This window comes from Pelagicoccus mobilis (assembly GCF_016595505.1).
GTDB classification, from domain to species: domain Bacteria; phylum Verrucomicrobiota; class Verrucomicrobiia; order Opitutales; family Opitutaceae; genus Pelagicoccus; species Pelagicoccus mobilis.
The window spans coordinates 200,361-220,462 of the sequence record NZ_JAENIL010000005.1; the positions used below are offsets into that span (position 1 = coordinate 200,361).

Annotated in this window: 13 protein-coding genes; 2 read left to right on the forward strand and 11 right to left on the reverse strand. The window is 53.6% G+C overall.

Features of this window, described 5'->3' with window-relative positions; translation table 11 throughout:
- Positions 1–44 precede the first annotated feature (44 nt).
- Positions 45–3,092: a TonB-dependent receptor plug domain-containing protein gene (locus tag JIN87_RS04005; protein ID WP_200354234.1), complete on the reverse strand. Its 3,048-nt coding sequence runs from the start codon at positions 3,090–3,092 to the stop codon at positions 45–47.
- Between the two features lie 319 nt (positions 3,093–3,411).
- Between JIN87_RS04005 and JIN87_RS04010 the strand changes: the two genes are divergently transcribed.
- The gene (locus JIN87_RS04010) at positions 3,412–4,398 is read left to right on the forward strand and encodes a zinc-binding dehydrogenase (RefSeq protein ID WP_200354235.1); all 987 of its coding nucleotides are present in this window, start codon (positions 3,412–3,414) and stop codon (positions 4,396–4,398) included.
- 95 nt (positions 4,399–4,493) lie between these two features.
- Here JIN87_RS04010 and JIN87_RS04015 read toward each other — a convergent pair whose 3' ends face one another.
- From JIN87_RS04015 to rpe, 9 genes are all read right to left on the reverse strand, one after another.
- Entirely contained in the window at positions 4,494–5,915 is a 1,422-nt protein-coding gene (locus JIN87_RS04015; RefSeq protein ID WP_200354236.1) for a sulfatase-like hydrolase/transferase, read from the reverse strand.
- A 27-nt stretch (positions 5,916–5,942) separates the two neighbouring features.
- On the reverse strand, positions 5,943–7,406 hold the full coding sequence (locus JIN87_RS04020; protein ID WP_200354237.1) for a sulfatase-like hydrolase/transferase: 1,464 nt from the start codon (positions 7,404–7,406) through the stop codon (positions 5,943–5,945).
- On the reverse strand, positions 7,403–8,842 hold the full coding sequence (locus tag JIN87_RS04025; RefSeq protein WP_200354238.1) for an arylsulfatase B: 1,440 nt from the start codon (positions 8,840–8,842) through the stop codon (positions 7,403–7,405). Before JIN87_RS04025 ends, JIN87_RS04020 begins: the two co-directional genes overlap by 4 nt.
- A 25-nt stretch (positions 8,843–8,867) precedes the next feature.
- Complete coding sequence (locus tag JIN87_RS04030) at positions 8,868–11,267, reverse strand: sulfatase family protein (RefSeq protein WP_200354239.1); 2,400 nt, start codon at positions 11,265–11,267, stop codon at positions 8,868–8,870.
- Between the two features lie 117 nt (positions 11,268–11,384).
- Positions 11,385–12,863, reverse strand: a complete 1,479-nt coding sequence (locus JIN87_RS04035; RefSeq protein ID WP_200354240.1) for a sulfatase-like hydrolase/transferase — start codon at positions 12,861–12,863, stop codon at positions 11,385–11,387.
- Positions 12,864–13,018: 155 nt separating this feature from the next.
- Positions 13,019–14,272 (reverse strand): L-rhamnose isomerase, encoded by a 1,254-nt coding sequence (locus tag JIN87_RS04040; protein ID WP_200354241.1) that lies wholly within the window; start codon positions 14,270–14,272, stop codon positions 13,019–13,021.
- Between the two features lie 39 nt (positions 14,273–14,311).
- Complete coding sequence (locus JIN87_RS04045; protein WP_200354242.1) at positions 14,312–15,418, reverse strand: alcohol dehydrogenase catalytic domain-containing protein; 1,107 nt, start codon at positions 15,416–15,418, stop codon at positions 14,312–14,314.
- 4 nt (positions 15,419–15,422) lie between these two features.
- A complete protein-coding gene (locus JIN87_RS04050) occupies positions 15,423–16,493 on the reverse strand; it encodes a galactitol-1-phosphate 5-dehydrogenase (RefSeq protein ID WP_200354243.1) in 1,071 nt (356 codons plus the stop codon).
- Between the two features lie 2 nt (positions 16,494–16,495).
- On the reverse strand, positions 16,496–18,184 hold the full coding sequence (gene rpe / locus JIN87_RS04055; protein ID WP_200354244.1) for a ribulose-phosphate 3-epimerase: 1,689 nt from the start codon (positions 18,182–18,184) through the stop codon (positions 16,496–16,498).
- A gap of 113 nt (positions 18,185–18,297) precedes the next feature.
- On the opposite strand from rpe, the gene JIN87_RS04060 reads away from it, so the two are divergent.
- Positions 18,298–19,068 carry a DeoR/GlpR family DNA-binding transcription regulator gene (locus JIN87_RS04060; RefSeq protein WP_200354245.1) on the forward strand — a complete coding sequence of 257 codons (771 nt, stop codon included), beginning with the start codon at positions 18,298–18,300 and terminating at the stop codon, positions 19,066–19,068.
- A gap of 53 nt (positions 19,069–19,121) precedes the next feature.
- On the opposite strand, the gene JIN87_RS04065 is transcribed toward JIN87_RS04060, so the two are convergent.
- Positions 19,122–20,069, reverse strand: coding sequence for an aldo/keto reductase (locus tag JIN87_RS04065; RefSeq protein ID WP_267909340.1), 948 nt, complete (start codon positions 20,067–20,069; stop codon positions 19,122–19,124).
- Between the last annotated feature and the right edge of the window lie 33 nt (positions 20,070–20,102).

The window sequence follows — 20,102 nt, forward strand, 5'->3', positions numbered from 1 at the left end:
TGGCGACCCCAACAATAAGGCCGCCACCTTCGGATAGAGGTAACTTAGAAATCAAAAGTCGCTGACATCGCGATACTGCGTCCTTCTGGCAAAACCCAACGACTATCGAAACGTTGACCGTTCACTTCACGCGATAGTAGCGGGTTGAGCGATTCATCATCCAACAGATTGTCGATGTTAAGCTGCAAGCGCATGCGAGTTCCGCCTTCAAACTTCATGCGGTAGCTGGCGAACACACCGAGCCACTCCGTCGAATCATTCATGTACGGACGCGTCGCATCGAGAGCCCCGCTTCCATTATCCTGCAGCTGATAGCCCACTGCAGCGGAATCTCTCCAACGGAAGCTAGCGCCCACTCCGAAGTTCTTCAACGCTCCTTCCTTGAAGTCATAAGCGGTCAGGAAGTTTGCTGACATCTCGGGTTGACGTTGATCGGCGAATCCTTCCAGGGACGAGATTTCGACAATCCGTTGATCATGCACGTCCAGATTGTCCGCGACTGTATTGTAGGTGACTCCGTCGGAACTCAAGAGTGTCGTTTCCAAGGCCTTCAACTCCGGGAAATCATCGAAAGCTGTACGAATAAACTTCGCCCATTCTTTCAAGGCAGGAGCGACGTTGCTGCTAACGTTTTCCTGCTTAGAGAGATTGAAGGTCATACGCCAGTTTGGCGTGGGGTTTGCCGTAAGGCTCAACTCCCAACCTTCGGATGAGAAATCCTGAGTATTGTAGTAGGTATCGTTGTTTAGATAGCCACGCGTATCCCAGATCTCAGCCAACTCTGGCTGCATGACAACATCTTCATAGTACTCTTCGATAGCAGCACGCGAGGCAACCCGAGACTGATCGAAAGACCCGACAGGGCCTGCCCGAGGTCCACGCGTCGATTGGTTTTGGAATGTCGTTTCGAAATAGGCCAACGATCCGGTCACCTTGCCGTCCATCAAGTAGAACTTCAGGCCATAATCCTCCCCTTCGCCGGCTTCATTGCCAAGGCCCTCACCGAAGATATTGACCTGATCCGCATTGGACGGACGGAAATTGCTAGACTCATTATAGAAGAAGCCGAGCCATGGAATCGGAGTGATGACGATACCCTTACTGTTCGTATCTCCACCCGCTGAAACCGAGGATGTCGCTCCGGTCTTGGGATCTACCAACGATACGTTGCTTCTCAACAGCGTATCTGGATCAACTGCTGCATTTACATTCCAACTGTCCACATCATCCGAACGCCAACCGAAGGTCGTAACAATTTTATTGTCCCAGAAATAGTTCTGCATCGCGAACATCTCGGACGTGGTTTCCGAGAACGTATTCGTTCCTGCAACGCCGAACCAGAAAGGCGCTACACCACTTGGATCGCTCCCTGGCAGATCCTCAGCGTTCTCAGCCCAGACGCGCGGTGCCATATGAGCTATGTCAGGCACATCAAAGACTTGATTTTCGATATCTATATAATTTTGAAGAGCAACCCAAAGCCCTTGACCTGGTTTCAGGTCCGGACGGCGCATCGCATTTCTATGATGATACACCTGATTTAGGTAGCCTTCATCGTAAGTCTCATACATCGCAGCCAAGCTGTGACGTCCAAGGATGGTACCCAATTTGCCCTCGAAACGTTCGCGCAAGTCCAACTCGTAAGATACCATAGCACGCAGCGTTTCATCATCATAATTCTGATTGAAGGTCACTGGCGTATTATTGAAAGTGAAGTACTTTCCGAAGTTCGGATTCGTTATTTCAATACCCGTCTCCGTGCGTGGATTGTTTGGGTCTACCGTACGAATCGTTGGCTTGATATCTTTGTATACCGTGTCACGAGAACCTGTCGCGAAATTCGGAGAATTGTTCGTATCCTGTCGATTGTAAGCGACTTCAAAGAATAGATTCTCCATGAGCTTTTGCTCAAAGAAGAGCGATGTATTGGAGAACTCCTGCATGTTTCGATTACCATTGCCCAACACATTCGCCGTCATAGGAATCACCGAATCGTCCGTAAACGAAACCGTTCCATTCTGACCTTGACCGTAACCAGGAACCAAATTTTCCGCAGTACGGATTGCCCAACGACCTGCATGAAAGCCAGTCTGATCCACGTCACCGACAGTCATCACCGTGTGAGCTGCAGGCCAAAACTCCGCCATGCCAAGAGCCGTTCTCTCCGCTGGAGTGATTCTGTCGCCAGCGGTAGTAATATTGTACAAATCTTCAGGTAGAGCAGGCGAACCGGCTGCTTCCCAGACGGATATACCGTCACTTGGAGCCCAAGATCTTACGTTATAACGTTCCGCGTCACCCCACTCGTGCTGAGCACGCAGGGTAGTTTTCTCGAATGGCTTATAGGTGACCGCCCCATAATAACGATCACTTCTATTGTGCCATGGATTCCGATGGTTACGATGGTCGTCGTACACTGTCGAAAATCGTACCGCCAACTTGTCATCAATCAGCTCGCGATTCAAAGAAGCATGGAAACGCGTGCTGTCCCAAGTATCGAAGCGCATACCGACACGGTTTGTATCCTCAAAAGAAGCACGAGTGCTCACCGCGTTAGTCACACCACCCGGCTCCGCGATCCCGAAAAGAACAGAGTTCGGTCCACGCGAAAAGGACATACGTTGCGTATTGTACGAGTCAGGAGCGACTCTTGTCTTGAAGAAATCACGGCTGAACCCAGTCAGCAAAAATCCGCGTACACGGTATCGTACACCGAAGATAGACTCATTTCCGGTCGGGTCCGACGAGAGGCCTCCGCTTTCCGCTGGCGCTGAGTTTGGAACGTAGTTGAGAACATCCTCGAAGTCATCGATGTTCAAATCCTCCAGAAGTTGCTTGGTAACCTCCGTAACAGATGCTCCCACAAAACGATTTTCTGTATTCAAACGATTACCAGAAAGGGTATTCGTCGCCTGGTATCCTTGGTCCTTAGAACCATCGATAGTAAAAGGCGATAATTCGTAAACATCATCCGAATCTTCTTCAGAATCGGTCTGAGCATATGCAGAAAAACCTGTAAGGGCTAAACCACATAGAGCTGCATAGAGTCCGGACCTTCCGACTCTTAGCTGGGTGGGTATAGTTCGTTTCATAGTATTGTATTTGGATTGGGCCCTCCAGCTGAGTGAACAGGCATCAACAATACTGGCGATAAGGCAGACGCTCATCGTTATTTTGATAACCTGCGCTCGGGGCAACTCAGCGCACGAAGGGGTAAGATGGATACGTTATCCCCTATCGTTTTTCGCTTCACAACAAGTTCGTACATTGACTGTCAATGTCGAGTAGGATAGCCAACAGCGGAACCCAATGGCTTAAGTCACAAAAGACAACGCAGTAGCTCCAAGAGAGCTAGCATCCCTTTGCCCACGCGCACATATTCAATCCAGAACCGATTCCTGAATCATCACAATGAAAGCCAAGGCCGTCGTATTCGAAAATAAGAACGAAGTCGTTTTCCGCGAAGTGAATTGCCCGGATCCAATTGCGGGGCAACTCGTCGTAAACGTCACCCACTCATGGATCAGCAACGGAACCGAGAGCTCCTATCTACGCGGCGAACGCGTCAATGGAGAAACCGCAGTCCTTCCCGGAGATCCGGCCCCCTTCCCCATAGTATCGGGCTACCAGAAAGTGGGCATCGTTGAATGGGTCGGCTCTGAGGTTCACGACTTTCAAGTCGGCGATAGGGTCTTTGTCACCACAAGCGAAATTGAAGGCATGTTCGAGCCAAGGGCGGGGCATGTTTCACCGTCGGTATCCAGCCCTGCCACTGTGACAAAATTACCGAAAGGCATAGATCCTGTCGCTTACGCCGGCTTAGTGCTCACCCAAGTCGGCTACAATTGCGGAAATCGTCCGCGTCTAAATCCGGGCGATCCCGCGGTAGTCATAGGCGACGGTTTAGTAGGACAATGGGCGGGACAAATGTTAGCAGCCCGTGGAGCGGAAGTCGTGCTCGTGGGACGACATCAAGACCGACTCGCCCGCTTCTCCAAAGGACAAACGCTACTCGAAAATGACGGAGATTGGGTTGAACTCGTCAAGGAACGCTTTCCGGAAGGTGTACAGGTAGGAGTGGATACAGTCGGATCCTTAAAAGCGATGGAACAGCTCGACAGCACCATGCGTCGTTTCGGCCATCTCGTTTCAGCCGGATTCTACGGAGCGAACGATCGCCTCGCCCTACAACCGTACCGCTACAAAGAACTCTCCATAGATCTCGTTTCAGGAGAAACGCCCGAGCGTCTCGCCGCAACAATGGAGCTAATCTCCAACGGCACTCTCGAAACGCTCCCACTCATCACCCACCGCTTCCCCGTCGAAAAGGCAGCAGAGGCCTGGCGTTTGATCGAATCCAAAAGCGAACCCGTCCTAGGCGTCATCCTAGACTGGTAGGGCGTGACCGCCGGGCACGCCACAGAGTATCACTCGTTCAACTACACCGTCACCTGGCTTCACTCCCCCCCCCCAAAGAACCGCCAACAGGTGCATCACTTCATTTCCCGACCGACGCTTCGATTGTAGTCTTCCCAGAATCCCAGCAACTCGTCTGTTTTTTCCGGATACAGTTTGGAGAGATCGTTCTGTTCGCCAATATCATCCTCGAGGTTGAACAGTAGCCATCCATCCGTAGGCCCTTCGTTGGTAGCCAAATCGGTATTCGCCCCGACGCGTTGCTTCAAGTTCACTAGCTTCCAAGGCTCTTTGATCACGCAGACTCCCGACTGCCCGTTGTTCACAAAAAAGGCTTCCCTAGGGGAGATCGGTTTTTGCGGCTGTTCGAGATACGGCATCAGAGAAACTCCGCGAAGCGGATGATCTCCATTTGTCGGCGGAACAGGCACGTCGGCGAAGTCCAGAATGGTCGGCAGGATGTCGACCCCCATCGTAAAACCGGAAACGGTTTCATTAGCGGCAATTGCAGAGGGACAACTCAACAGCATCGGCACGCGGATACCACCTTCGTAAGGAACCGCTTTGCCGGCACGCAAGCCCCCGTTATTCCCAGACGCGTAGAGCGTGTAGTAAAACTCCGGCGTAATCGCTCCGTTGTCGCTCATAAACAGGACCAGTGTATCCTCGTCTAGATTCTGCTTTTTCAGCAGCTCCAGCAGATCGCCAATCCGGGCGTCCATATGCTCGGTAACGGCGATATAGTCGATCAGGTTACGCTGCTCCCAGGTCTCATCCGGTAGCTTGTATTTGGTTTTTACTGACTCCACCCACTCGTCGGTCGCCGAATACTCCGGATGCATCTCATGATAAAGCCAACCGTGCGGCGCGTTATAGCTCAGGAAGAGAAAGAAGGGTTGATCCTTGTTCTCACTCACAAAGTTCATCGCCTTATCGGTCAGCAGGTCAGTCATATGCTCCCACGGTTCATCTGACACTTCCTTGCCCTCGTAAAGGAGCTGCATGTGCGGCTCGGGTATGATATGGCGGATATGCGTTTCCTTCGCTTGCTCGTATTTATAGCGTATCCATCCACCATAGAAACCGAACCATTCATCGAAGCCCCGATCGATCGGATGGTCGCCCTCTCCGTTGCCCAAGTGCCACTTGCCGAAGCCACCGGTCGCATAGCCCGCGTTCTTCAGAAGCTCTGGGAGTAGGCTCACATTCTGTTTGATTCCGTTTTTAGCCGCATGCGGCTTCTCTTCGCAATCCAGCGTGTATTGGCCGCTCATCAGACTCACCCGACTGGGCACACAGACCGCATTGACATGGAAGGAGGTAAGCTTGACGCCCTGCTCCGCGAGCCGATGAATGTTAGGGGTTTGGATAGCGGAGTCGCTATTGAAACAACTCAAATCGCCAAAGCCCAAATCATCGGCCATGATCAGCACCACGTTCTTCGGGGCCGCAACGGCCAAACTCGTGATCAGTAAAAAGAAACTTACTAAAAATTTCATACTAACTCTTGTTATAATTCGCATGCCCTACTCCGCCGTATCGGGTAGCGTAGTGTGCATATTCACACGCCAGACGTCTTTGCCAAATCTCGTGCGCTCCTCTGGAGAAAGTAGAAACGATGTGTTCCACTCATGAGACGAGTGCCGGTCTCTCTCCGCCGCAATGTCCGCCCTAATTCGCTTGGCTTGAGTGACCAGCCGTTGCGCAACTTCCGGTAGCTCGACAACTCGGTTTCTCTTTTCGCGAATGTCCGTACTCAGATCGTAAAGTTCAAGGTCATCAAACCCTTCGGTCGCCAAAAGCTTGTAGTCGCCATCGCGCAGGGCGATATGGTGGCGGTCACGCCCGGCAGACCAGAAAAAGAGAGCTTGCTCCCGCTCGAACACTTTCCCCTGAAAGACCGACAGGATGTTTTCGCCATCGATATTCCGGTCGGGCAACGGCTGCTTCGCTATAGCGCAAAGGGTTGGCATGTAATCGAGTGAAGACATCGGCTCTGAACAGACCTGCCCGGGCTCGATAACCCCTGGCCAAAAGGCCAGCGCGGGAACGCGGATTCCCCCCTCGTAGTTGAATCCTTTCCAATAGCGCAGCGGCCCAGTGTTTCCGTGATTCGTGTCGTTGCGGGGATCGATTTCGTCGTCTCCCACGATGAACTCGCAACCGTTGTCGGCGGAAAAAAGAATCAGCGTATTGTCGAGCTGCCCCTGCGCTTCCAACTCATCGACGAGCATGCCAATGGCGGCGTCCATATGCGACACCATGCCATAAAAGACGCACTCGTTTTCACGATAGTGCTTACGATACTGGTTTATGTACTCATCGGTGGTCCCGTGCGGCGAGTGCGCCTCATGCGTCCAGAAGTTTATAAAAAACGGCTTGTCCTGATCGGGACGCTCTTTCAGCCAACCAATCGCTTCTTCCGCGCAAAGCTTCGCGGAAAGCCCTTCAAGTCGGGGCAAAGGGGTTTTGTTGCGAATGAAACCCGCCGGATTCAGAATGCTGAACCGCGCGTCCTGCTCCGTCCAGAAGGCGTGATCAAACCCGAAGTCATTTGGGGTAGGATCGCCTTTTTGTCCGATCAGATGCCATTTCCCAACATGACAAGTATCATAGCCCGCCTCTTTAAGAACCTGGGCAATGGTGACTTCTTCCGCGCGTAAGTGCTGCAGATTCGGCCCATGCTTCAACATTATCGGCCCATAGATTCCGGACCGGTAAGGGTGACGCCCCGTCAACAACGCCGCACGAGAGGGAGAGCACCAGGGCGAGCTGGCATAAAAATCGGTCAGAATCATTCCTCGCTCGGCGAGCTTGTCCAGGTTGGGTGTTTCGATCACCGGACCACCACTGAATCCAGTATCCCAATACCCCATGTCGTCAGTCAAAATGACCACAACGTTGGGCGTGCGCGCCTCCGCCGCATTTCCAAGCATTGGAAAGATCATTGCGGCCAGAGCCAATCGTACAACAAATGCTTTCACCCTCATTTTGAATCCTGTTTCTTTCTATTCTGTGCTCTCTGAAGCTCCCTTTTGGTCGGTGGGAGCCCTTTGACATAGGGTTCTAGCCATGGCGGAGGGTTCGCATTCTCCTCCTCGCCGAACACGAGCAGCGGCTCATCGATTGTCTTTGATATATTCGTATGCGTTTCCGGGATACGTCGCTCCGAGGCGAGCTCAAGCAACCTCTGGTGCAGGGCCTGATATATCTCTGGATGAGCACCGGCAATATCCGTCTCCTCGCTCGGATCCTGTTCAATGTTGAACAGGGCTTCACCCAGCAGCTTATAATCGCCTTTGCGGATCGCAATGGGACCGGTATCCGCCTTCTCCCACCCCGGCACCGAGTACACAACTTCCGAGCGCTCGGACGGTTTACCTGCCGTGATCGTATCCCACATATCGATACCGTCGATCGGAAGGGACTGATCCAGCGAGCCTCCTCCGATGCCGAGTAGCGTCGGATACAGGTCTACCACGTGCATCATCCCATCCACCTTTTGCTTCGCCGGAACGTTTCCCGGCCAGTGAAGAATACAGGGAACTCGAACCCCTCCTTCAGTGTTTTCGCCTTTGCCACCGCGATAAGGGGGATTGCTCTTTCGTCCGCCATTGTCGTTGAAGAAAACGATCAGTGTGTTTTCGAGAACCCCCTTGGCTTCAAGCGTGCCGAGCATCTTGCCGATGGATTGGTCCATGGCGTCGAGCATGGCGTATTTTTTCGCCTCAAAATCGCCTTCGCCAGGGCGCTTCGCAACGAGGGCACGATATTTCTCCAGCAGATCGACTGGAGCTTCATCGGGACCATGGACCGCGTTAAACGGCACATAGGCAAATAACGGTTTCTTAAAATCGTGAGCCTTGACTACCTTCGCGAACTCCTGGCCAATCAATGTAGTGGAATATCCCTCTTCGCGGAGAGTCTGTTCGTTGCGGTGCCAGTCATAATAGCGTTCCCGACACTTGTCCCAATACCCAATCAGCGCGCCGTACAGGCCGTATTGATAGTCAAAACCACGTTGCATCGGCAGGTGGCGCTTATGCCAGTTTCCCAAATGCCATTTGCCGATGATAGCGGTGTAGTAGCCCGCCTCGCGAAGCCCTTCGGCAAGCGTTCGTTCATCGGTCAGCATGCCGGCAACATCGTTGCCGTGAGAGCGCTCCTCCATGCCGTTACGAAACGGATAGCGCCCGGTGAGAAAGGCCGCACGCGTTGGCGAGCAAACCGAATGGACATAAAACTGCGTCAGACTGGATCCTCCGCTAGCCAGCCGATCCAAATTGGGAGTTTCGGCCGGTCCACCGTTGAATCCCGGATGATGCCAGTGCATGTCGTCAGCTAGGATAACAACGATATTAGGCGCTCCCGTCGCGCCCTGCGCCATCGCATTCACCCCCATCAGCAAGGCCAGAAAGAGTAACATCGATACGACCTTTGCACGAATCATCCTACCGCGTATCCACATTAAAGTAGTGCTTAAACCAAGCGGCCTCAGAAGACGCTCCATCCATCGCGAATCCGGGACGCTGCTGGGTTTCGCGGAACTCAGCCAATTTCTTATCCAAACGCTTGGCGATCTCTGGGTATTTCTGAATCAGGTTTCGGTTTTCATGCTCCTCGGATTCCATATCGAAAAGCATGCTCACCCCGTTTTTGAAATAGTAGTATTTCCACTTCCCTTCGCGAATCGCCGACTGCCCCCAAAAACGCCAATACAAGGCCTCATGCGGATCGCTCTCGTTCTCTCCGGTAAGATGAGGAACAAGATCCACACCATCGATTTCGCCAGGAGCGGTCTCTACCCCTGCTAGAGCCAATGCAGTCGCCCCCGCATCCAATGAAATAACCGGACGGTCGTAAACCTGTGCGGGTATCCGATCTTTCCAATAAACGACATAAGGCACACGCACACCGCCGTCTGAAATCATACCCTTCTCGCCGACCATCGGACCGTTGTCCGATCCGTCCCACTGGCCGGGCACCGTAAACGGTTGGTCCTTGCGATGGATTTTCAAGGGAGCGCCATTGTCACCGAAGAAAAAGACAATCGTGTTCTCCGCCAATCCAAGCTGTTCAAGCGTGTCGTTGATTTTGCCAACTCCGTCATCAACCGCCGCGATCGAGGCAAGCGCCCAGCGTCGACGTTCCGGCATTTCGCCCGGGAAACGGGCAAAGTGCTTTTCCGTAACCTCCATCGGCACATGAGGAGCAAAGTAGGCCAGATGCAGAAAGAAGGGTTCGTCTTTGTGACGCTTGATGAAAGAGACCGCGGCATCTGTCTGGTGATCAATGCGGAACTCATCTTCCTTGATCGTGAAATCCTTCGGAGGCGCTACATCCTTTCCATCCGTGTCGTAGTTACGCAGATAGTTTTTCCAGGCCCCATCGTAGAAATCATCGAAGCCCTTGCTCATCGGCATATGCGGCTTGCGCAACTCGAAGGGAATACCGAAGGGCGGCGTTTTCTTCAGCCCCTCCGGAAAGCTGCCCGCCATCCACTCCTTGCCTTCCCATGTCGGGTCGAGGTGCCACTTCCCCACAAATCCCGTCGCATACCCCGCGTCCCGCAGGCGCTCGGCGACCGTTACCTCATCCACGGGGATCGGCACGAACTCGTTGCCATCGACACCAAAACGGCTCTGGTAGCGCGCGGTTACAATACCGGCTCGCGACGGCACGCATTGTGGCGCCGTAACATACCCGTGCGTCATCAACGCTCCCTTTCTCGCCATCTTGTCGAGATGAGGTGTGCGAATGTCCTCAGAAAGTCCATACGCACCTAAATCAGCATAACCATGATCGTCAGTGATAATTACGACGACATTTGGCCTATCAGCAGAACTCGCCTTCTTTGAGACTTGTTTTGGCAAGTTCTTCCCTTCTTTCGCATAAGCAAAGCCACGGACATCCTCAACCGCTCCGAGCACCAAGTAGTATTCATATTCAAATACACTATCCTTGTTCATCGCGTACTCGGTAAGCGGCGCGATGTAAGAAGTAGAGTTGGCCATCGAACCATCGCGGTAGTTATCCCGATCCAAGAGGTTTACAAAACCACACAGCCAGGTCGCATCTGCACGAGGGCTATATACGCCGAACCCTTTTCCTGTTTTCGGGTTCACGCAGGCCGCCCACGGCTCGGTCGGCGTAAAGCGATTCCAAGGAAACCCATTTGGATCAGTCGGCGGCAAATCCACCCGATACCCTTCCGGATTATCCGGCATCCTCACCGTCTCATCCCCCGTCCAAGGTGCATCACCCGTATAAGTATAACAATGACGCAAGCGCGCTATCGGATAGACCGCAGGAAGCTCCTGGTCTCTCACTACCCCCTCTTCCCAAGTATCATCAGTCCGCTGGACGGTGACTTTGTTTCGCACTCGGACGGCACTGCCTTCAAGCCACATCCATTGCTCGAATACACACTCCGCCGCTTCACCTGGCATATCCCAAAGTCGCGGAACGCATTTGATGTACATCGAATCCTCGCTTCGCTTGAACTCAAGAATCTCGGAGCTGGAGTTCGGGTGCGGAGGGTTGGCCACGCTACCAATCCCGCCAGCCTGGATCGGGTTCCAGGTCCACGGCGAATAGTTGGCATGCTGCCCTTCACTTCTACGATCTATAGGCTCCCCGCCGTAATAAGACTGCTGGATGTAGCGGCCTAGGTCATGGATGTTCACCATGTTGTCCTTCTCCGCATCTGCGCCGTCCGACAAAAAGCAAATCGTGCCCCCGCGTTCCAAGTCTATGCCAAGCCGAACCTGTCCATTGTCCAAGTAAGCCTTCTCAGCTAAAGCTCCCATCGTACACGCCAAGGCGGCCGCAATAAATCCAAACTTCTTCATTTGATAATTGTCTCAAAAAAACAGCATAGGCGAATCGCTCGCCCCAATCACCCTCCCGAAACCGAGAAACGCAACAAGGGCAAGCGACTACGACCTAGAACACTGACTAAAAAATCTTTATGGCGTTACACCAAAGTAATACTGAAACCATTCAGCCTCTTGCCCAGCTTCCTGCGGTCTCCCCTTCCCCGCATGGCGATCCGGATACTGCATGCCATCAGTCCAGGCATCGACCTCTTTCCTAAACGTATCCATAAGTTCAGGATACTTATTAGCGAGGTTCTTGCTCTCGCCAATATCCGAATCCAAATCGAAGAGGAACTCCGTATTGTCGCCAACTTCCAAATACTTCCATTTCCCCTTTCTCACCGCTCGCTGCGTCCAAAACTTCCAGTACAAGCTGCGTTCCTCCAACTCCGAAACTTGTTTCGTCATAAGTGGCATCAGGTCTACGCCATCCGCATTCCCGGGCACGCCTTTTTCCGTCTGCCCCATCACTGTCGCACTGATATCTAATGCAATCACGGGATCGTCGATCACCTGACCTCCCGGAATCTTAGACTTCCACCAAGCTACGAAGGGCACGCGAATGCCGCCCTCGGCAAGCATCCCCTTTTCTCCGTTAAGAGGCCCATTCAAGGATCCGTCCCAAGCACCTAGCTTGTAGGAAATCGGCTTATCCTCCTTCGTCATTTTGATTGGAGCTCCATTGTCGCTGAGGAAGAAGACCAGCGTATTTTCATCGATCCCATGGTCCTCCAAACGCTTCATGATACTACCGACTCCATCATCCACCGCTGACATCATAGCGAGACAATAGCGACGACGCTCCGGCATGTCGCCAGGAAAACGGTCGAGATACTTCTGCGTCGCTTCCATAGGTACGTGCGGAGCGTAGTAAGGAACGTATAAGAAAAAGGGATCCTCGTGGTTGCGATCGATGAACTGCAAAGCAGCCTCGCTGACCACATCCAGACGATAGTCCTTGGTCGTCACATAGCGCGGCTCTTCGAAGGTGTTTCCCTTGCGGTCGAAGTTGATCCACCATTCCTGCTCGTATCCAAAATAGACTTCATCGAAGCCGCGTGCCTGCGGGAAATAATCGATTAGCTCGTCGAATGGGATTTTCGCCTCGACCCCTGGCTCCGGCTTCAACTGCGGCTGATGCGCCTTGAGCCATCTCTCAGAGAGGCGATTGAGCTCCAAGTGCCACTTGCCCACCAAGCCAGTCGTGTACCCGATTCGCTGCAGACGCTGCGGCAAGAGCATCACGTCACGGGACAAGGGCGAATACGCGTTATCGTCCAAACCAAAACGCCCCTGGTACTGCCCCGACAACAATCCCGCTCGCGAAGGCGTACACTGAGGAGAACTCGAGTAGCCATTGGTAAAGCGAACCCCCTCCCGCGCCATGCGGTCTATGTTCGGGGTTTTTATGTCATCGAGAATCCCCTGAACTCCAAGATCGGCCCATCCTTGATCATCCGTGAAAAACACGATCACATTCGGTCGCTCCGCCTGAGCGAGACTAGAAGCCGCGAATGCAAAGATTGATAAGACAGCCAACAATGACCGCTTGAGAGCATCAGAACTCAAGGGAAGCGAAGGGAAGCGCTTTCTGGGGTAAAGGAGCATATACCAAAGGAATACTGCAGCAACGCCCTGCCGCAAAGCCAATCGAGATTGACAGTCAACTTAGCTCGGCGAGCAGAAGCGAAGCACAGTGCAAATGGATACAGTCGTCCCGCGTACTATCGAGCGAGCAACACGTCTTTTTCGTAAGCCTTCACCGAGCTCAACCACTGGTTGTCCGCTCCGGTTTCCTTACGAGCGCAATACTCGTTCCAGACCGCACCCCATGGCAGCGACCGAGCATCTTCCATCATCGCCAAGCGGCTGGTGTAGTCGCCGGTCGACTCGACTTCGCGCAACTTTTCCGTTGGCTGGAGCAAGCCCTTGAGCAGCCCCTTCTTGGCGTTTCGTGTGCCGATCACCCAGGCGGCGATACGGTTGATCGAGGCGTCAAAGAAATCGAGACCGACGTGGATTCGATCCATCTGCCCACTGGTGACGCACTCCTGAAGAATCGCGGTGGTCGGGTCATCGAGCGTGATCACATGGTCGCTATCCCAACGCACGCCGCGGCTCACGTGCAACAACAACTCCGGCACATAGAGCAAGGCCGCTGAAATCTTGTCGGCTACGGACTCGGTGGGATGAAAGTGCCCCGCGTCGAGACAGAGCGCGATCTGGCGCGTAGCGGCATAAGCGAGATAAAATTCGCTGGAGCCCACGGTGTAACTTTCCACACCAATTCCAAAGAGCTTACTTTCGACGGCATCGATGTTCCATTTCTTGGAAACATCCGCAGCGAAGATCGCATCCAACGATTCCTTCAAACGTTCACGCGGAGCAAGGCGATCCGCTGGGGTGTCCTTGTAGCCATCGGGTATCCAAATGTTATTTACAACAGGACTATTCAACTCTTCACCAATCGCGGCCCCAATCTTGCGGCACGCGATGCAGTGATCGATCCAGAACTGGCGAATCCCAGCATCCTGATGGCTCAGCGTAAAGCCGTCTTCCGCCTTCGGGTGGCTGAAGCTGGTGGGATTGAAATCGATACCGAACTGCTGCTCCTTGGCCCAATCGACCCAGCTGCGGAAGTTATCGATTGTAAGCTCGTCACGCTCTGGCAGCGGTGAACCGTCAGTCGCATAGCTCGCATGCAGGTTGAGACGCAGCGGACCTGGAATGTGCGAGGCGGCCTGCTCTAGGTCAGCCATCAGCTCGGCTGGATTGCTTGCCTTGCCAGGATAGTTCCCTGTCGCTACGCAACCATTACCCGCGCCCGCCTTTTCGGGGGCCTCGAAGCCTGCCACATCGTCGCCTTGCCAACAATGCATTGAAACCGGGATCTGATCCAGCGCTTCTAACGCTGCTTCGGTATCAACGCCGACTGCGCCGAATTGTTCTTTTGCGGATTCGTAGATTGAAAGACTCATAGTGATATAAAATTTCAGTGATTAGTGTGTTCGAAGAGCTTAGTCTTCCCAGTTAATGATGACTTTCAGCGAGTCCTTGTCCGCGGCCCGTTGGATCGCTTCGATGATTTGAGTGTAGTGAAAACGTTCGCTGTCATCAGTCATCAAATCAAGCTTTGTCATGCCTCCCGCGATCAGCATATCGCGAGCGAGACCAATGCCATGCCAGTTCGAACCATGCGTCGCCTGGTACACCTGCAACTTGTAGTGGATGTCGTTGTTCAAATCCACCTCATGAGCGATGCGCGGCTTACCGTCCGCGCCCTTCACTCCAGCATGACCGTCCAACACCGTTCCGTAACCCATCAACTGGGTCGCCAAGCGGTAACCTGGCTCTGCCGGGGCGTTGACCATCACGAAATGAGGTTCGTTGAACGGAGCGCACTCTCGTAACGTATTTTCAACTACATCATCGTCCCACAAGATTCCAACCGTCCGCTCGTCACCAAAGTCGCGCAGCACGCGCTCCAGACGCTCCTTGCCTCGATTGATCAAGATGATTTTTCGGGCACCCATCGCTTGAGCGCACTGCAAGGCATAAGTGCTCTGCGAACCGGCGGCGATGAGTACCACAATACGGTTTTCAATACAGTTATTGACGCGCGTCATTCCCTCGAGACCACAAGCGAGCGGCTCGACCTGACAGGCCTGATCAGCGCTGAAGCCCTTCGGGAACTTCGCGATCGGCCCCAGTCTAACGAACCAGTCCGGCAGGATCGCGTACTTGCGGGCGAATCCAGGAAACTCGTGCCCGGTCGCCTGCGTATTCGGGCAATAGGTCCAGTCGCCTGTCCCCTCGTCGCCGCAGTAGATACACTCGGAATCGCCACAGGGAATATCGCAACCGATGCCGACTAGGTCGCCCGGCGCAAAATTCGTAACGCCTTCGCCGACCGCATCCACTTCAGCGCTCACCTCGTGCATGATAATCGCAGGCCATTCCTTAATGCGCGGCAAACCGACATTATAAATCACCACGTCTGACTGACAGACCGAAGTACGCAAGACGCGCACGCGAATCTCGCCGGGAGCAGGATCGCCAATTTCTTCTTCAACCGGCGTGAATGTACCACCGGGCTTATCCAGATAATAAACAAGATTCTTCATAGTACTAAGACGATGGGTGCAGCAGCACCTTGGTAAAAAATTCGGATTGATCGCGCATCATCTCCAATGCGGCGATGCCCTCACTGAGAGGCACCTTGTGAGTGATCAAAGGCTTCAGATCGAGCGTGCCGCTAGCGACCGCTTCGAGCGTAGTCCGCCAGTCATCATCATCGCCATAAACGCTGAACCCGGAGTTCCAGGTGCCGATCAACTCGACCTCGCGCCGCATGAGCTGAGAGATCAACGCAGCTGGCAAAGTCACATCGCCAGAAGGGTTGCCGAGCATAACCATACGACCGGCACGACGGATCGCCCTTAAGGAAGCCAACATCGTTGGCGGCACTCCAGCCGCTTCGAAAGCGACATGAACGCCCCGTCCCCCGGTAGCCTCCTCGATCACTTCAGTCGAGTCGCACTCGCGACTGTTATACACATCCTCGAAGCCCAACTTTCGTGCGAGCTCCAGCTTTCCTTCGACCAAATCGAATAGGAAAATTCTCGAAGCTCCCATCGACTTCAGCCACTGGGCCAGCATCAAACCAATCGGACCGAGACCAAAAATCGCAACGGTATCTCCCAATCGGATACGGGCTCGACGAGCCGCATGTAAGGCCACCGCTGCAGGTTCTGTCATCGCAGCCTCCTCCAGCGAAACCGAATCCGGAAGCTTTATGAGGTTGCGCGTGGGAGCGATCACATATTCCGCAAAACCGCCATCGCTTCGGGAACCCAGATAGTCGTAGCCATCGGACTGAGCGTACTCGCCCTCCTCGCAGGCCGGATGATCGTCGTTCCACAACAGCGGGAAAACCGTCACCCGATCCCCGACAGCGTAGTCGCTCACATCGTCCGCTACCGCAGCCACTGTGCCGGCGAATTCATGCCCGCAAATCGTCGGAAAGGAATACGTCCCCTTCGAGAAGGAACGCGGTATATCGGAACCGCACACGCCGCAAAAGGCGAGTTGCACCCGAACCGTTCCAGGCCTCAGTTCCGGCACCGAAACCTTCTCGTATCTAAGCTCGCTGATGCCGTGCAACACAACGGCTTCCATGGTATCGTTTGAAGCGCTCATTGTTATGATGCAGAGATTGCGACTTCGCCCGCAGTCTTGCGTTCCGCAAGTCCCTTGGAGATCGCGGCCTTCGTCTTTTCAATGTTCTCCGGCCAGCTAGCGGCCGAATTAAAGATACTGCTGGTGCCGGCAACCAAATTGTCAGCTCCAGCGGAGACCATGCCTGGAATATTCTCGAAGCTCACATTGCCGTCTACCTGAATCGGAACATGCTCATAGCCTCTTGCATCCAAATAGGCGCGACAGTCCGCGATCTTCTGAATTGAAGCAGGCGTCATCTTCTGGCCGGCGAAGCCTGGATTGACCGTCATCAATAGCACGTAGTCAATTCGCTCGAGAATAAAATCGAGCTCACTCAAGGATGTGGAAGGATTTAGTGCGACACCCGCCTTGGCTCCGATCTCGCGGATGCGACTCAGAGTACGATCGAGGTGCTTACATGCTTCCGCGTGTACAGAAATCTGATACACATTCCAACCCTCCATCAGACTAACGAAGAAATCGTTGTCCGACACCATCAGGTGCACGTCGACAGGCAAGTGGGTGCGCTCTTTCAGCGCTTCGATCACCGCCAGCCCCATTGGAGCATTCGGCACGAAGTGCCCATCCATCACATCCATGTGCAGCATTCCCGCTCCCAGTGCTTCGACGCGACGCAAGGCGGATTCGAAATTGAGCGGATCAACGCACATCATCGACGGAGCGATGATCACTTCGCTTTCATTCGGCGTATTTATTTCTGGAATACGAGAAGCGATCTCCTCCGAAACCGGAGCCTCTTGCATGAAGTTTTCCTTTAGGTAAGCTAGCGACTCACGCAGCTGGGCTTCGACATGGCCGTCAGAGTAATCGCGCCCAAGCTTCGGTCCGCCGATCTCGAGATAGCAGCCCATTTGATCGACCGGAATGACGCTCGCGTTTTCGATCAGCATCTCGCGGAAATGCGCCACATCGACGATTCCCTTTTCCACATTTTCAGGTTCGAAGCCAAAGGTGGAATTGAAGCGGTTGTCAGTGTTTTTCAGATGGATCTCATAGAGCCAAGGCAAAGACGCCTTGAAGAGATCAATATGGGAATAGCCTTCGCTTTCGTCAGCGTTGAGATAGCCGTGAGCGATATCGGTGCAATATCCGATCTTGGAAGTGCTGTTCGGGTTGGCTTCGTGGTAGGCCGTCAGCTCTTCGCCCATCAACTTCATTTCGGCGGGCAGCGTCGGCGGTTCGGCGAGGCAGGACATCGGCTCGATGGTCAGCCACTCGATACCCTTGTCCGCGGCGAAGCCCATCAACTCCTTCATGTTTTCAGTGTAGCAACGAATGCCAGCCTCCTTCAGCCCCATCATATCCCGCGGGACCGCGCCAGGATTCGAGCCGACCGACTTCGCCCCTAAGATAGCTCCGATTTCGATGAAACGTTCGAAATTGCGACGGGCGACTGGAGCCCACTCAGGATCCTCCCGAAAGAAACCGCCGAGTTCGCGGTGGGCTGTGAAGAGACTGTCTATGGTGATGCCGAAATCATCCGCCTGCTTTTTCAGACGAACGAAATACTCATCCGGCAATTGGTACATCTCGAAAAATGACCCCAGCTGAAGAGAAGTCACGCCTTCCTCCGCCATCAAGCGAAAGAGCCAAGGGAAGGAATTCCGATATTCGATCGGATCGGATTTGATGCCTAATTTAAAGTCCATGGCATCGAGTTAATCCTCATACAATTGATCACTTCGATCAGTTACCGGTTGCTAATGATCGTTTTCTGATCATCATCATGATTCTTTTTGATCGCAAACAACGGAAGTCATTGATGAACAAGAATGAACGCCATGAGCGAATCCTTCACCTGGCCGGCGAGCGCGGGATGATCTATCTCGAACGGGCTGCTCAAGAGACTGGAGCAAGTCTCCCCACCATCCGTCGGGATTTCACCGAACTGGCCGAAGCGGGCTCGGTCGAACGGATACGCGGAGGCATCCGCGTCAGCCGCAAAGAAGAGAACATGCCCTTCAACCTGCGCCAAGTGCAGCACTCCAACCAAAAGGCGATGATCGCTCGCAATGCAGCCAAACGCTTACGCGCCGGCGACGTGCTATTCATCGATGGCGGCACTACGACCTACCATATGTGCTTCCATCTGCCCAAGGTTCCCCTGCGCATCATCACCAACTCCCTGCGCCTCTCCGCCCATCTCGACGATCCAGCCCACCATCATCCCGACTGGGAAGTCTACCTCACCGGAGGTCGCATACAACACGGTAGCAGTATGCTCACCGGCCCTGGGACGGTCCACTCGCTCAACTTCTATCATGCCGACTGGGCCTTTTTATCGGTCGGCGGCATCACCACAGACGGGCTCTACAACACTTCCGAAGCGATCGTCGAAACCGAACGCAAAATGATCGAACGCAGCGACCGCAGCATCATCCTAGCCGATCAAAGTAAGATCGGCAAACGCACCATGTGTCGCATTTGCGGGATCCAACGTATCGAACGTCTCATTACAACCCCACCCGAAGGTCGCTCTCTTATCGAGGAAGATATGCGTGAATCCGGCTTGGCCATTACTCATGCCAGTTGAGAGCCCTGCGTTCTCACCCGCATTGGGCTCACCACAGGAACCTTACCCATTGTTTACTGCGAGAGAATTTCTGCCGCTTTCGCTACCAGCACTTTAGTCAGTTCCGAACTAAGAGGCTCCCTCTCCGCCGCATCGATAGCGGACTGGTAGTCCTGCAGATTTTTCGCCCCCATGCAGACCGTATTAGCCTGATCATGATCGAGCGCCCAGCGAATCGCGACCTGCGCCAGGCTCATGCCTTCCGGCAACAGATCCTGCAGAGCAGAAAACCGGGTGTACTGTTCCGCTTTGAAGTGCAGCCTCCGGTGGTCATCGGCCGCAAACTTCGGACCGCTCTCAAGATACTTTCCACTTAGGAACCCGTGCGCCATTACACCGCGTACCTGAGTACCCCAGTTGTTTTGAGTGGCGAGATCCCATATTTTGTCATGCGGATCGCATAAGTTGCTGGCGAACTGAAGAACCTCAACACTCCCCTCTTGCGCCATCTCCTTTAGCAACTCCAGATCATTGGTAGAGATGCCATACGAGCGAATTTTGCCTTGCTCCTTTGCTTTTTCCAGAATCTCACGCGCAGGAACAATGTCCTTAAGCTTTGGCGGGCAATGATAGAGAAAGACGTCAATCGTATCACAGTTCAAACGTCGCAGCGACCCCTCCAAACTTCGAAGGATGGTTTCCGGCGACGCATCATCTTCCCTCGAATTTTGAGGACTTACCCGGTATCCGAATTTTGTGGACAGCACCCATTCATCTCTCCGACCTCGAATGGCCTCACCCACACGCCGCTCCGATTCGCCATTGCTGTATTGCTCCGCCGTATCGATCGCGTTCACACCCAGATCTCCCAGCTCCCGAATCATTCGGATGACAGTGTCTTTGCCAGGATCCGGATGCCCATCCGGCTTACCGTCAAAGGACAATGGTCCTCCCAACTGCCAGGCTCCTATAGTAATGGGCGATACCGATAGGCCCGTTCTACCTAAGATACGATTCTTCAAAGAGCTGCTACGCTGTCCGCGTGTAAAAGCCTG